The organism is Methanothrix harundinacea 6Ac (genome assembly GCF_000235565.1).
Classification (GTDB): domain Archaea; phylum Halobacteriota; class Methanosarcinia; order Methanotrichales; family Methanotrichaceae; genus Methanocrinis; species Methanocrinis harundinaceus.
The window spans coordinates 1,494,562-1,507,860 of sequence record NC_017527.1 but is presented as its reverse complement, the minus strand read 5'-3'; the positions used below and the strand labels follow the sequence as shown (position 1 = coordinate 1,507,860).

The window sequence follows — 13,299 nt, the reverse complement described above, 5'->3', positions numbered from 1 at the left end:
AGATCCCTTGAATTCGATTCGAGTGGCGATTTTCAGTAGAGCGAGTACGCGACCCATTCATCTCCGTCGCGACCATTATGGCATTCGCGGATACGCTAATCAGGATACAGATTCACTCTAATGACGGAAAAAAAATCAAAAAATGATCGTACAGACTATTATAATTTGCATTATGGGGACTGATTCATTATAATTTGGATTCGGCCAATCGCAAATATTCTGACCTCATGAAGGAAGAGTATATAAGAATTAAAACAATGGCTGGAGAGTTGTTTTTTATCATATTAAGACGCTTCAAACTGAAAAGCGGATGAGTGTATATTTAGAAAAGCTTAAAAACTTAAAAAATCCAATAACCTGAAATAAGGTGGATGAATGGCTGCCCTATTATGCTTGACATGTACCAGAGAGTTCAGCGAAGGAAAAGGTTTTCACCACCTGGTTTTTATTTAGGTTCCTCTGGTATATGCCCGGCTTAAGGGAAGCAAACATGCCTGTAGACTGTGCAAAATCATCATAAGAGGTAGATAAATATGAGCAAGAAAGCGCGTGCTGTCATGGCCGTTCTGGCGATGGCGCTCCTCACCGTTAGCGGTGGAGTGATGGCGGAAGAGGCTGAAGGAACCGAGGTAGAAGTTGAAGATCTCGAAGAGCTGCAATCCGAGAAGAACGTCACCTTCATGTTCGTCCAGACCGCCCAGTCCGGAACCCTAGTCCCTGTCGAAGGCCAGGAGAACCTCTTCACCCTGACCCTCATGGGAGTCGCTCCTCAGACCATCGCCTTCTCGGACCGTCCGGAGCGGATCGTGGCCCAGGCGGAGATGCAGCAGTTCCTCGACGGCATGTGTTTCGAGGCTGAGAATCCGCCGAACGCCGCCCTAGAGATCCTGGACGCCGATGAAGAGGAGGATGTAGCCGTCGTCGAGCTATTCGATCCAGTCTATGACAATGAGAGCCAGACCCTCCAGTACAACGTGAGCATACTGGAGATGCCGGACCACAGCTATGCCGTCTTCAACGAGCGTGCTGACCAGGCCCTGCCGGAGACCTTTGGTCCCGCCACCCTGTTCATAGACGATTGTTCTGACGGCTGGTGGAGATGCTGTACTTTGGATGGGACATTTTGTGGGAAGATCAAAGTAGGCAGGTGCTATAACTGGGCGCATGCGCGTTGTGAATGGTGTTCGTATGACCACGGGCATGGCTGTACCGATTCCTACGGTTCTCAGTGCGAGTACGACTGTGGTAATTAAGTAGCAATAAGCCAACGAAGGCTCACTATGGGGCCATGGATAGTAAAAAGATAATGACTTGCACCACCAAAGTGGTGCAGGTTATTATTTTTTAGTGCCCCTCTCCAGGTTTGAGGCTCTTCGCTATTCCGTGTGGGTAACTTCAGGATAGCGATAAGCTGACTCAATCATGCACATATTTGCCATGAATCCCGTTCCGGAGTCAGAAGGTAGCGATACGCCTCATGATATTAGTCTGAGTGTTGATACCGCGATTCTTCGCGGTAGCTTCTGTTGCCGCCCAACTCAGACTGTGAACAAAATGTCAGACTGCCCTGATACTGGCCTCGACACTATCCAAGGATATATATGTCATAGGGGGCGAATTAAAATGTACAAAAAAGCCATTGCGGCCATCTCCCTTCTGGTGATGGCGATCCTCGCAGCGAGCTGTGGGGTGCTGGCCGAAGAGCCAGAAGTTGAGGATGTTGAAGAGATTGAAGCTGAGAAGAACGTCACCTTCATGTTCGTCCAGACCGCCCATTCCGGGACCCTCGTACCTATCGAAGGCCAGGAGAACCTCTACACCCTGACCCTCATGGGCGTCGCTCCTCAGACGATCGCCTTCTCGGACCGGCCGGAGAGGATCGTAGTCCAGGCACCGATGCAGCAGTTCCTCGACGGCCTGGGCTTCTCGGTTGAGAACCCGCCGAATGCCGCCATTGAGATCCTGGAGGCGGATGAGGACGAGGATGTAGCAGTGGTCGCGCTCTTCGATCCAATCTACGACTCTGCCAGTCAAACCCTGCAGTACAACATCAGCATCCTTGAAGAGCCGGACCACAGCTATGCAGTCTTCAACGAACGCCACGACAAGGCCCTGCCGGAGACCTTCGGCCCCACTGCTCTCTTCATCGACGATTGCCCTTGTCTTTGGAATATCGCAATGGAAGGTTGCGATTCGAATTGTTACTCGACTTCCTGGAGTTGGTGGCAGCTTCTCTGTAATTATGATGGTGGATGTTGCAAGAAATGCTATATTTCCCCGGATAATAGTGAATACCCATATCGAACACCCGTATGAGAGCACGGAAGGTGGATAGAGTGATTACAAAGACTTTTGCGGCCATCGCCCTTCTGGCGATGGCCCTTTTCACGGTGAGCTATGGAGTGCTGGCCGAAGAGACCGAAGAACTCCAACGTGAGAAGAACGTAACCTTCATGTTCGTCCAGACCGCCCAGTCCGGAATCCTGATCCCTGTAGAGGGCGTGGATAACCTCTACACCCTGACCCTCATGGGCGTCGCTCCCCAGACGATCGCCTTCTCGGACCGGCCGGAACGGATCGTCATCCAGGCGGAGATGCAGCAGTTCCTCGACAGCTTGGCCTTCTCGGCTGAGAATCCGCCAAACGCCGCCATCGAGATCCTGGATGCAGATGAGGATGAGGATGTAGCAGTGGTCGAGCTATTCGATCCTGTCTACGACGCTGGCAGCCAAACTCTTCAATACAACGTGAGCATCCTCGAAGAGCCGGAACTCAGCTACGCCACGTTCAACGAGCAAGCTGACCAGGCCCTGCCGGAGACCTTCGGCCCCGCCGCGCTCTTTATCGATGGCTGCAATGGCTGCTGTGGGCATTGGGATTGGAGATAGAAGGTAGGCGATTAGATACAAAACGTCCTCAGATGGGTGTTGGCTCAGAAATGCTATAGTTTGAACTTAACCATCAAGAGAACGCATTGATTTATAATGGTCCAAGAAAGTTCGGGTATCAGAATGATTGAATTGAAATATACCTTCTCGATCTCGATCTTCTACCACGCCAGGAGCAACATCAAACGAGAACTGAAACTAATTTTGTTCATGCTATTGCTCGCATCAATTTTCTTCATCTCGGCCACCTCAGCCCAGGGCGAGGCGAGCGTCTCTATTATGAAGATCGCATCCGCCACCAGCGTATCTCCAGGAGAGCCCCTGTATTACGCCATATTTTACGAAAATGACGGGGATACTGATCTTACCGGAGTCGATATAACCGAGAGTTATCCCCCCGGGACCGAGTTCGTCCAGGCATCGATCGATCCGAAGCCGGGAACGGTGAATGTGTGGGAGATAGGAGATCTCTCCCCAGGCGAAGGGGGAGTTATCGGGATAGGGGTTATGGTTCACGATATTCAGGATCTCGAATTCTCCGAAGAGGGGCGGGTCGTCGGTGAGGGGTTTGTGAGCGTCAGGGATAGCCTATCCACGAGCCCTGTAGGCCATAACCTGAAAAACGTGGCAACGATCGACTCTGATCAGACGGCTCCCGTTAACGCCTCAGTTTCAGTTGCCATCAGCAATACAAAGCTCGATATCATGGAGCACGGCAGCGGCACTTACGAAAGCGATGAGAAGCTAAAGCTCAGGACGGAGAACACGTCGATATCGATGGAAAAGGACGGGTCTTCAGGATACAAATCGACTTCTATCCACCTCTACAACAACAGGACGGTGAACTACTCTTCGAAATGGACCCAGATTGCCAGCGCCGAAAACTGGGCGACCGGGGCCTCAATGAGCGAATCGTACAGGTACGCGACATCGATAGACCGCAAGTCTAGGATGTTTCTCGACGAGAACGAGTCGGTGATGAATATAGAATCGGTGTTCAACGGGACCGGTCACATCGGATTTTTGAAGATGCCTTTCGATACTTCAACCTCTTCCAACGGACCTGCTCCCTCACCACCTCCAACGCCTCAGGCGCTGCCGCTCTTCGAGTCCCGCGAGGACTACTTCGGGAGCTTTAGGATACTGCAGATCGTCGACGAGTACGGATCTAGCGTCACCTCCGACAAGTACGTCTCAGGAACGGGCCGCGTCGCCGTCAACAAGGGCATCGGTTCCAATCAGAGCAGCTACGAATCTGGCACTGGAACCTACGACTCTGAGGAGATGATAAGAACCTACACAAACTACATCTCAAAAGACATAAGCCTTGTACACGCGCCGATGAGCCAGAGCCTCACTGATGACGTCTCGATTGAGTCTTCGATGAGGTGGAAGGAGGGCATGTACTCCAGAAGCCCAGGCGGAAGCTACATCGGCGAGGAGTACACCAGTGCCGATTATCTCTATAAATCCGCGGTGGCGGCAGGACTAAACAATACCGAAACCATCGCCAACTTCTCGGGCCGAGCCAGGTACAGGGCGATTCTGAGGGACAGCCTAGACTTTGACGAGCTCTACGAGGGCAACCACTTGATCGAGAGGAGAATAAACCTATACGTGTCGGCTCCAAAATACAACCTGCCCCATTTGAACGTCACCACGACCTTAGAATGGATCGACGAGGAGACGATCGGGGTAAACGAAACGATCGCCACCTACACCATCAGTATCGAGAACGACGGGGACAGGGCGCTTGCACCAGTCTACGTGAGGGACATCTTCCCGCCGGGATCTGTTTTCATCCATCCCGCCTCGGTAAGGCCCACAGAGCTGAATGATAAGTATGCCAACTGGACGCTGACGCATCTTGGTATAGGGGATGTCGCCACCATAATATTCAGCCTGGAGGTGACGAAAGCTCTTCACGTGGAGTCCTTGACCCATCATCCAGCAGAGCTGGTGAACAGAGTGGAAGCCTGCGGCGGTTACAACGGCAGCGAATGGATCTGCGGATCCAACGGCGTGTCGGTTGTTAAGACGGCCCAGTTAGATCCCCAGAATGGTAGCATCGTCTGGTACAAAATATACGTCAACAACGATGCCAATAGCGACAGAGCTGCCACGGTGACCGACCAGTTGCCAGAAGGCATGAAGCTTCTGGACCCCACATTCCCAGCTTCATCGGAGGATAACGGTACCATCACATGGAACTTGGAGGATATCGAGCCGTTCGATACGGAGACCATAACTTACAGTGTAGAGGCGCTCCACGCAGGAAGGTTTGTGAACGTTGTCAGAGTAGACCCCAAGTCTCTCGACGGGCTTCCAGAGCACCCAGTATATGCAACCGCCGTTATCGACATCGAACAGGTGGATAAAGAGCGGATCGGCTCGACGTGGCGGCCTCCGAACTGGGACTTCGAGTACGTCGGCTACTCCGAAGAGACAACCTGCGACGAGATCTGCTCTATGAGCCAGTGAAACGTTATTAGGGTGCGGGGGATCTGTTCTCCCGCACCAAATGTTATCAAGGAAGCCGCTCAGCCAATTTGACTATTTATTCGCCAAAATATACTTTTCAGGAATCCGCTGGCCCTCCCTCTCGTCGTTCCAGACGAGACAGCTCACCCGCCAGGACCCCTCCACCTTCACGAGCTGGATGCTGTTGATCCCGATGGAGATGGGATCCGCATCCTCGGGGTCGAACCTCGCCTCGTAGGTGCTGAACCGATGGGCGATCTTTCCGAAGATCTCGGTCCTCTCCGCCACCTCGCGCTCGCTGAAGGAGGTGAGGCTCCCGGCGGAGATCTGACAATCGATGGCATCCACGAACTGATGGATGGAAAAGATCAGGGGGTCGTCGTTGTTGTTTATCAGCATCCCTTCATCGATGAAGAGGCCTTTCAGCCGATGGAGATCGGGCCGCTCCCCCTTCCGAAAGGAGATGCACGAGTAGAGCGCCTCCGTCAGCTCGTCAATCTCTATCATGTCCTGGCCGCTTTCCTCAAAATCCAATCTCAATCACCTTTGCCTAAGAAGTCGGTGAGAACGAGATATGATTTGAGGATTGCCATTGGAGGCCGAGATGATCGTCGGCATTACAAAAGAGAGGATCGCCCAAGGAGGGGGCCATTCATCCCCCCCTTTCCGGATTCGTCCGGGGAATCAGTGGCGGTGCTCCCGGCAGGCGTTCTCGTCGGTGGCCTCCTCCAGGTACCCCTCCTTCCAGTCGGCTATGGCGTCCCGGACGGTACCGGTAGCCCCGATGAAGACCTCGATGCCGAACCCCTCGAACATCTTCACCGCCTTGGGGCCGAGCCCCCCCGCCAGCATGACGTGGGCTCCCCTGGCGGAGATCAGCTCCGGAGGAAGGCCGGTCCCTCCCATGTGCTCGCTTGTATTCTTCAAAACCTCGACGTCCCCGGAATCGATGTCGACTATCGTGAAGGTCTCGGCCCGCCCGAAGTGAGCGCAGATCAGCTCCTCGAGCCCTTTATCCCCCATGGTTGGAACTGCAACTTTCATACCAGATCACCGGTTCTGACCGCCCTGTCCCCTTCCGCCGCCACGACCGCCGCCCCGGCCTCCGCCGCGGCCCATCCCCGAGTGGGGCTGGACCGAGGCGGAGGAGGTCTCGGTGAGCTCTCCTTTCTTGAACCTCTCCACAGCCTCTCGAACTGTCCCGCCCGAGGCGAGGTAGACCTTCACCCCTGCGGCCTTCAGGGTCTCGGCGGCGTTGGGGCCGATGTTGCCAGTTATAAGAGCAGCAGCACCTGCGTTGGCGATCGTCTGGGCCGCCTGGATCCCGGCGCCGCTGGCGGCGCTGGCGCTGGAGTTGGAGATCGATTCCGCCACCATCGTATCAACGTCCACGATCACGAAGTAGGCGCACCTTCCAAACCTCGGGTCGGCGGGGGCTTCGAGGCCTGGGCCGGTGGCTGTAACACAAATTTTCATATCAATACTTCCTCAAAGATACTTTCTGATATTCTCATCACATTCGGCGACCTGCTGTGATCTCAAAGCAAATCGCAGATGGTATTGTTATAACTCCTGTACCCCGGATATATGCCACCATCTATTTCAAGGTTGCGCGGATTTTGTAGAAAAATAGCCGGTATAGATTTACATAAATGATGAGGTCGATCCTCGAAGCCGGGGAGGGAATTTCGATCCCCATCCACCCGTTTTGCCCTTCATCTACCCCGGCCGGGAGGCTCCGGTCGCCGCAAGCCGGCCATGCTCGCGAATATCCCCAAAAAAGAGAGGGCGGCGAAGGCGAGGAGGGAGGCCTGACCGCTCAATATGAAGAGGTCTATGCTCTCAGGGGCGATCGGCACCCGCCCCATGTAAAGGGAGAGGGCGAGGATCACTATCCCCATGCTCAGCATGTGGCCAGAGAGCCTCATCGTCCCCAGGGTCGAGGAGGCGACGCCGTAGAACCTCGGCTGGACGGAGCTCATTACGGCGTTGGTGTTGGGGGAGGAGAATAGGCCGACGCCGAGGCCGAGGATCATCAGGCTTCCGATCACCGACCAGAGGGAGGTCTCCCGCCCGAGGTCGAGGAGGGTTAGGAGGCTCGCGGTAGTCAGCCCCATCCCTAGTCCCGCCAGGATCCCGGGGCTCATCCGGTCGCTGAGCCAGCCCGAGAGGAGGGCGACGAAGATCATCAGCAGAGGCTGGGCCATCAGGACCAGCCCTGCCTCCCGGGCCGAGAAGCCCTGGACATACTGGAGGTGGAGGCTGAGGAGGAAACCCACCCCGAAGGTGGCGGTGTAGTTGATCAGGGCGGCGAGGTTTGAGAGGGCGAAGGGCCTGTTATCCCGAAAGAGGCTCGTCTCCAGGAGGGGGCTCGTCGTCCTCGACTCCCAGAGGGCGAAGGCGGCGATGCCGGCGAGGCCGAGGAGGAGGAGACCTCCGCCGACGGGCTCCGGCAGCCTGGAGAAGCCGTAGATCGTGGCGAGAAGGCCGAGGCAGTAGAGGGCAGAGCCTAGGAGGTCGAAGCTCTCGCCCCGGGCCTCGGCCACCTCCCCTCGGAGCCGCCAGGCGATCAAGAGGAGCAGCAGGAGGCCGACGGGGAGGTTAGAGAGGAAGACCGCCCTCCAGCCGAAGGTGAAGGTGAGGAGCCCCCCCAGGGACGGCCCCAGGGTGAGGCCGAGGTATACGGCGGCGACGCTCACCCCCAGGGCCTTCCCCCGCTCCCGGGCGGGGAAGGCGGAGGTGAGGATGGCGGTGCCGGTCCCGAAGATCATCGCCCCTCCCATCCCTTGGGTGAACCGAAAGGCTATCAGCATCGGGGCCGAGGTCGCGAGGGCGCAGAGGAGGGCCGAGCCCGTATAGGTGACGACGCCCCAGGTGAAGACCCTTTTTCGGCCGTGGATGTCGGCGAGGCGGCCGAAGGGGACGAGGAAGATCGCCGCCGCCAGGACCGCCGATGTCGCCACCCAGCTCAAGGTGACAGCGTCCAAGGAGAACTCCTCGCCGATCGCCGGGAGGGCGATGTTCACCGAGGAGCCCATGAAGGGGGTGAGAAAGGAGCTGCCCGCCGCCGCTGCCAGGGCCGCCATCTTCTGGGAGGGGTCTTCGGTCATTCCTGGCCTGGGTTATGGGAGAGGGTGAGTTAAGGCTTTGGAGCCTGAAAGGACTCCGGAGGCGCTGGCGGAAGTGGGGGGGGTGAGGCGCCCCAAAACCCCTATCCGAAGATCCCGAAGCCCTTGGGGCGGAGGTCGAGACCCCCTCGCGCCCTGGTGCCGGTCCAGTCCCCGTCCCAGCTCGTCTTATCGTGGCCGTACCTCCAGGAGCCCCTGAAAGAGGTGCAGCCCTCCGCCATTACCAGCTGAACCCCTCCGGCATCGTTCGATGGACTGTAGGAGGGGGCCTCCGACCAGGTCCCTGTGAAGGTGTTGCCGGAGACCGTCCCGCTGATCCGCCCCTGGTCGTGGGTGTAGCTCCCGGTGACCGTGGACCCCTCCTGGACCAGCTCCATATCGCCGAAGTTCGTCTCCCAGATCCCGGTCCAGGAGCACTCGCCGGGATAAGAGAGATGGATCGTCCCGGTGGCGGTCTGGGACGGGTCAAGCTCGTGGCTCTCGAGGGTGAGGAGCCAGGTCTGCCCCTTCAGGAGGTCGTCGTTGGTGACCATGTACCCCTTCCCCAGGGGGCTCTGGCCCAGGGCATGAGTCCCGAAATTTCCAGGGCCGTTGAGGGCGAGGTCGAGCTCTCTGGATCCCGCCCAGATGGCCTGGGCGCTGATCAGCCCCGGAGACCTCACCGGGAAGCGGATCTCAAGTACTTCCGCCGATCCGGAGCCGACGGAGAAGGGGGCGCCCGGGGAGGTGAGGATCAGGTCCCCCTCCGCCGTCCCTCCGCCGAAGTTCCAGATCCCCATCGTCCAGGTTTCGCCTTTGGCGACGTCGGCGCTGGTGACGAGATACCGGATCTCCAGGGGGCTTGGGCCGTCCTGTCGGGCGTAGGCGTTCACCTGGCCGGGGCCGTTGAGGATCAGGGCGAGGTTATTGGCGGTTCCCGTCCAGGAGGCCTGAACCCGGATCTCGCCGGGGGCGCCGACGAGGAAATGGTACTCGTCTTTATCATTCGGCCCTACCGAGAAGGGAAGGGCAAAAGCGGTTCCTATTAGGATGACCGTCAGAAGAAGGGGAAGGGTCGGGAGGAGGGCCAGAGACCTTCCCCGGACCCCTTTGCCGGCAGATTTGATGTAGGTTTTCATAATATTTCGTTCTCCTGATATCTTAATCGAGAGCTTGCAGATTATATCGATTAATTAGTTAGTTATTTCTACTAAAAGGTGGCGGAACTTGGGAGGCGGATACAAGCCCGAGATGGGACCTATTGGTCGGAGGAGCAAAACCGGAGAGGCTGGAGACGGGGCCGTCGTCGACGAGGGGGTGGAGCCCCTTCACTCATTCGAAAAATCGACCGGAGACGAAGCTATTTATATCTGGCCATCGTATTTTATTTCTATTGATATGAATAATCGAGAGGATCTGAGGTGATAAGAGATGAGCTGGAAGGGACTGGCGATGGTCTTGATGATCTCGGCGTTCTGCCTGGACGGAGCTTTCGGTGAGTCGGATCTTCTGTTCTACGATCCCACCACTGGCCAGGGTGAGTTCTATTCGACGGACGGAGCCGGAAACGCAGATCTCTTAAAAAATTATCGAAATTGGAGGGCGACGTGGTCGATGATCGTTCCCGGAGACTTCAATGGTGACGGATTCACCGACCTCCTATTCTACGATCCGGCCGCAGGCGAGGGCGAGTTCTACAGCACCGACGGAAGGGGCGACATCAGGCTCCTCCAATCTCACAGCGGATGGAGGAGGACATGGTCGATGATCGTCCCCGGAGACTTCAACGGTGACGGATTCACCGACCTCCTATTCTACGACTCCGCCGCAGGCCAGGGCGAGTTCTACGCCACCGACGGGACCGGGAACATCAGGCTCCTCCAATCTCACAGCGGGTGGCGAAGGACATGGTCGATCATCGTCCCCGGAGACTTCAATGGTGACGGATTCACCGACCTCCTATTCTACGATCCGGCCGCAGGCCAGGGGGAGTTCTACGCCACCGATGGGAGCGGGAACATCAGGCTTTTGAAGGCGAGCGACGGATGGAGGAGGACATGGTCATCGATCGTCCCCGGAGACTTCAACGGTGACGAGTACACCGATCTCCTATTCTACGACCCGGCCGCAGGCCAGGGGGAGTTCTACGCCACCGACGGGACCGGGAACATCAGGCTCCTGAAATCTCATAGCGGATGGAGGAGGACATGGTCGATGATCATGCCCGGAGACTTCAACAGCGACGGATACACCGACCTCCTATTCTACGATCCCGCCGCCGGCCAGGGCGAGTTTTACGCCACCGATGGGAGCGGTAACATCAGGCTCCTGCAGTCTCACAGCGGATGGAGGAGGACATGGTCGATCATCGTCCCCGGAGTGTTCAGCGGCGGCGCTGACGGCTCCCCGGGGCCGGAGCATGATGAAAGCGACGGCTTCCCTGGGCCTACGGGCGGCGGCTATGCAGACCTTCTATTCTACGATCCGGCCGCCGGCCAGGGTGAGTTCTATTCGACGGACGGTAGCGGTAACATCCAGCTGTTGAAGAGCAGCTCTGGCTGGCGGAGGACATGGTCTATCATCGTCCCCGGAGATTTCAACGGCGACGGATTCACCGACCTCCTATTCTACGACCCCTCCGCAGGCCAGGGCGAGTTCTACGCCACCGATGGAAGCGGGAACATCAGGCTTTTGAAGGCGAGCGACGGATGGAGGAGGACATGGTCGGCGATCGTCCCCGGAGATTTCAACGGAGACGGATTCACCGACCTCCTATTCTACGACCCCGCCGCCGGCCAGGGCGAGTTCTACGCCACCGACGGGACCGGGAACATCAGGCACCTCCAATCTCACAGCGGGTGGCGGAGGACATGGTCATCGATCGTCCCCGGAGAGTTCAACGGAGACGGATTCACCGACCTCCTATTCTACGACCCCTCCGCAGGCCAGGGCGAGTTCTACGCCACCGACGGTAGCGGGAACATCAGACTCCTGAAATCTCACAGCGGATGGAGGAGGACGTGGTCATCGATCGTCCCCGGAGAGTTCAACGGCGACGGATTCACCGACCTCCTCTTCTACGACCCCGCCGCCGGCCAGGGGGAGTTCTACGCCACCGACGGGACCGGGAACATCAGGCTCCTGAAATCTCACAGCGGGTGGCGAAGGACCTGGTCGACGATCGTCCCCGGAGAGTTCAACGGTGACGGATTCACCGACCTCCTATTCTACGATCCGGCCGCAGGCCAGGGCGAGTTTTACAGCACCGACGGCGGCGGCAACCTCGCGCTCTTGAAGGCCAGCGATGGCTGGAGGAGGACGTGGTCGGTCATCGAAGCGGGGAGCTTTTAGAAGGATGCTGGGGCCGGGGGCGCTTCAATCCCCGCCTCTTTTCATTTATCGCACGCGCCCAAGGCCTCTTTTGCCGGAGACGCCACCGGTTTTGACCCTCCATTTTGACCCTTCAGTTACCGACTCTCACGCTCCGCCCATCTCCGCCACCACCTCTTGCAGGTCAGCCGCCTCCGTCATCACCGTCTCAACCCCCGCCTCGGCGAGGGCATAGCCGGGACCCTTCCCCGCCAGGCTCTCGCCGGCGACGACGACGTCGGGCTTCTTGGCGAGGAGGAGGGCTGCCACCTTCAGCCCCTTCCCCTTCTCCAGCTCTCGGTAGGGGTTTGATATGATCGTCTGCCCCTCCACCCGCCGCCCTTTGAGGTCGAAGTCGACGAGGGCGAAGTAGGGGGACTCCCCGAAGTGGCGGCTCACCTTTCCACCCAGGTCCGCCAGGGCGACGGCGTAACGGATGTGGTCCTTTGGCTTCGGCTCGTAGTGGATCAGGACCCGGTCGACGTTGGGGACCGCCTCCCTAATATCCCCCTCGATCCGCTGGCTCGCCTGATGGGCCCGGGCGAGGTCGGTGACCCGGAAGGCCACCTTCGCCTCGACGAATAGATAGCGCCCCGAGTTTCTCCCCAGGACCTCCTCCACGATTGAGACCTCGGGGTGGGCCTCGATGGTCGCCTCGATCCTCCTCAAGGTCGCCGAGTCGATGGAGGCGTCCAGAAGGACCCTCATCCCCGAGACGAGGATCTCCCAGCCGGCCCTGATGATGAGGACGGCGATGATCCCAGCGGCCACTCTATCGAGAGGCAGGCCGACTAGCTGCCCCGCCAGGGCGGCGAAGACGACGAGCTCGGTGAGGACGTCGGCCCGGAACTGGCGGCCGTCGGCGACGAGGCTCGGAGAGCTGTGCTTTTTTCCGACCCGCACCTCGTAGCTCCCGAAGAGGAGGGGTACGGGGACGAGGGCCGCCACCGCCAGGAGGACCCAGCCGCCGGGGGCCGCCTCCGCGGCGGTCCCCATCATCGCCTCCCGGCCGATCTCGTAGGCGGTGAGGAAGAGGAGGAGGGAGATGACGACGGCGACGAGGTTCTCCACCTTGTAGAGGCCGTAGGGGAAGCTCTTGCTCCTCCTCCCGGAGATGACGACCCCGAGGATCAGGGCCGTCGATCCGAAGACGTCGACGACGGAGTGGACGGCGTCGGCCCGGAGGGCGAGGCTTCCGGATATCTCCGAGAGGAGGAGCTTGATCCCGACCAGGGATAGGTTCACGAGGAGGGAGAGGAGGGCGACCCTCGCCACGGGGTCAGAGGCGATGGAGTCCGTCGCCGCCGCCCTACCTTCAGCCTCCGGCTCCTTCAACCTGCCGGCTCCGGGACCGCCGCCCCGATCCCGCTCCCTCCCGACCTCCGAACCTCCAGCATCATCCCAAACCTCTCTTCTCATCCCTCAGCACCCCTTCTCCGCCGATCTCTCGCATC

General features: G+C 58.3%; 12 protein-coding genes. 6 read left to right on the top strand and 6 right to left on the bottom strand.

Annotated features, from left to right (window positions below):
• Positions 1-533: 533 nt before the first annotated feature.
• The 4 genes from MHAR_RS07185 to MHAR_RS07170 all read left to right on the top strand — a co-directional run bounded on the left by MHAR_RS07185 (position 534) and on the right by MHAR_RS07170 (position 5,369).
• Complete coding sequence (locus MHAR_RS07185) at positions 534-1,253, top strand: hypothetical protein (RefSeq protein WP_048144475.1); 720 nt, start codon at positions 534-536, stop codon at positions 1,251-1,253.
• Positions 1,254-1,623: 370 nt separating this feature from the next.
• Positions 1,624-2,316, top strand: a complete 693-nt coding sequence (locus MHAR_RS07180) for a hypothetical protein (RefSeq protein ID WP_014586946.1) — start codon at positions 1,624-1,626, stop codon at positions 2,314-2,316.
• Positions 2,317-2,327: 11 nt separating this feature from the next.
• Positions 2,328-2,888 (top strand): hypothetical protein, encoded by a 561-nt coding sequence (locus tag MHAR_RS07175; protein ID WP_228369519.1) that lies wholly within the window; start codon positions 2,328-2,330, stop codon positions 2,886-2,888.
• Between the two features lie 123 nt (positions 2,889-3,011).
• Positions 3,012-5,369 carry a DUF11 domain-containing protein gene (locus tag MHAR_RS07170; protein WP_014586944.1) on the top strand — a complete coding sequence of 786 codons (2,358 nt, stop codon included), beginning with the start codon at positions 3,012-3,014 and terminating at the stop codon, positions 5,367-5,369.
• Positions 5,370-5,441: 72 nt separating this feature from the next.
• Here the strand turns inward: MHAR_RS07170 and MHAR_RS07165 are convergent, their stop codons facing one another.
• From MHAR_RS07165 to MHAR_RS07145, 5 genes are all read right to left on the bottom strand, one after another.
• The gene (locus MHAR_RS07165) at positions 5,442-5,903 is read right to left on the bottom strand and encodes a hypothetical protein (RefSeq protein WP_014586943.1); all 462 of its coding nucleotides are present in this window, start codon (positions 5,901-5,903) and stop codon (positions 5,442-5,444) included.
• A gap of 150 nt (positions 5,904-6,053) precedes the next feature.
• Positions 6,054-6,413 (bottom strand): NifB/NifX family molybdenum-iron cluster-binding protein, encoded by a 360-nt coding sequence (locus tag MHAR_RS07160; protein ID WP_014586942.1) that lies wholly within the window; start codon positions 6,411-6,413, stop codon positions 6,054-6,056.
• A gap of 6 nt (positions 6,414-6,419) precedes the next feature.
• Positions 6,420-6,845, bottom strand: coding sequence for a NifB/NifX family molybdenum-iron cluster-binding protein (locus MHAR_RS07155; protein WP_014586941.1), 426 nt, complete (start codon positions 6,843-6,845; stop codon positions 6,420-6,422).
• A gap of 239 nt (positions 6,846-7,084) precedes the next feature.
• Positions 7,085-8,479 (bottom strand): MFS transporter, encoded by a 1,395-nt coding sequence (locus MHAR_RS07150; RefSeq protein WP_014586940.1) that lies wholly within the window; start codon positions 8,477-8,479, stop codon positions 7,085-7,087.
• 101 nt (positions 8,480-8,580) lie between these two features.
• Positions 8,581-9,615: a hypothetical protein gene (locus MHAR_RS07145; protein ID WP_014586939.1), complete on the bottom strand. Its 1,035-nt coding sequence runs from the start codon at positions 9,613-9,615 to the stop codon at positions 8,581-8,583.
• 88 nt (positions 9,616-9,703) lie between these two features.
• Here MHAR_RS07145 and MHAR_RS13390 point away from each other — a divergent pair, with 88 nt between their 5' ends.
• Positions 9,704-9,901: a hypothetical protein gene (locus tag MHAR_RS13390; RefSeq protein WP_143763336.1), complete on the top strand. Its 198-nt coding sequence runs from the start codon at positions 9,704-9,706 to the stop codon at positions 9,899-9,901.
• Between the two features lie 6 nt (positions 9,902-9,907).
• Positions 9,908-11,827, top strand: a complete 1,920-nt coding sequence (locus MHAR_RS07140; RefSeq protein ID WP_014586938.1) for an FG-GAP repeat domain-containing protein — start codon at positions 9,908-9,910, stop codon at positions 11,825-11,827.
• Positions 11,828-11,953: 126 nt separating this feature from the next.
• Here MHAR_RS07140 and MHAR_RS07135 read toward each other — a convergent pair whose 3' ends face one another.
• Positions 11,954-13,264, bottom strand: a complete 1,311-nt coding sequence (locus tag MHAR_RS07135) for a cation diffusion facilitator family transporter (protein WP_014586937.1) — start codon at positions 13,262-13,264, stop codon at positions 11,954-11,956.
• Positions 13,265-13,299: the final 35 nt, after the last annotated feature.

Bases quoted from the DNA above. Each gene is read 5' to 3' on its own strand.
- MHAR_RS07170 (WP_014586944.1), top strand. From the start codon at position 3,012: ATGATTGAATTGAAATATACCTTCTCGATCTCGATCTTCTACCACGCC.
- MHAR_RS07155 (WP_014586941.1), bottom strand. From the start codon at position 6,845: ATGAAAATTTGTGTTACAGCCACCGGCCCAGGCCTCGAAGCCCCCGCC.
- MHAR_RS07160 (WP_014586942.1), bottom strand. From the start codon at position 6,413: ATGAAAGTTGCAGTTCCAACCATGGGGGATAAAGGGCTCGAGGAGCTG.
- MHAR_RS07180 (WP_014586946.1), top strand. From the start codon at position 1,624: ATGTACAAAAAAGCCATTGCGGCCATCTCCCTTCTGGTGATGGCGATC.
- MHAR_RS07185 (WP_048144475.1), top strand. From the start codon at position 534: ATGAGCAAGAAAGCGCGTGCTGTCATGGCCGTTCTGGCGATGGCGCTC.
- MHAR_RS07145 (WP_014586939.1), bottom strand. From the start codon at position 9,615: ATGAAAACCTACATCAAATCTGCCGGCAAAGGGGTCCGGGGAAGGTCT.
- MHAR_RS07140 (WP_014586938.1), top strand. From the start codon at position 9,908: ATGAGCTGGAAGGGACTGGCGATGGTCTTGATGATCTCGGCGTTCTGC.
- MHAR_RS07150 (WP_014586940.1), bottom strand. From the start codon at position 8,479: ATGACCGAAGACCCCTCCCAGAAGATGGCGGCCCTGGCAGCGGCGGCG.
- MHAR_RS07135 (WP_014586937.1), bottom strand. From the start codon at position 13,264: ATGAGAAGAGAGGTTTGGGATGATGCTGGAGGTTCGGAGGTCGGGAGG.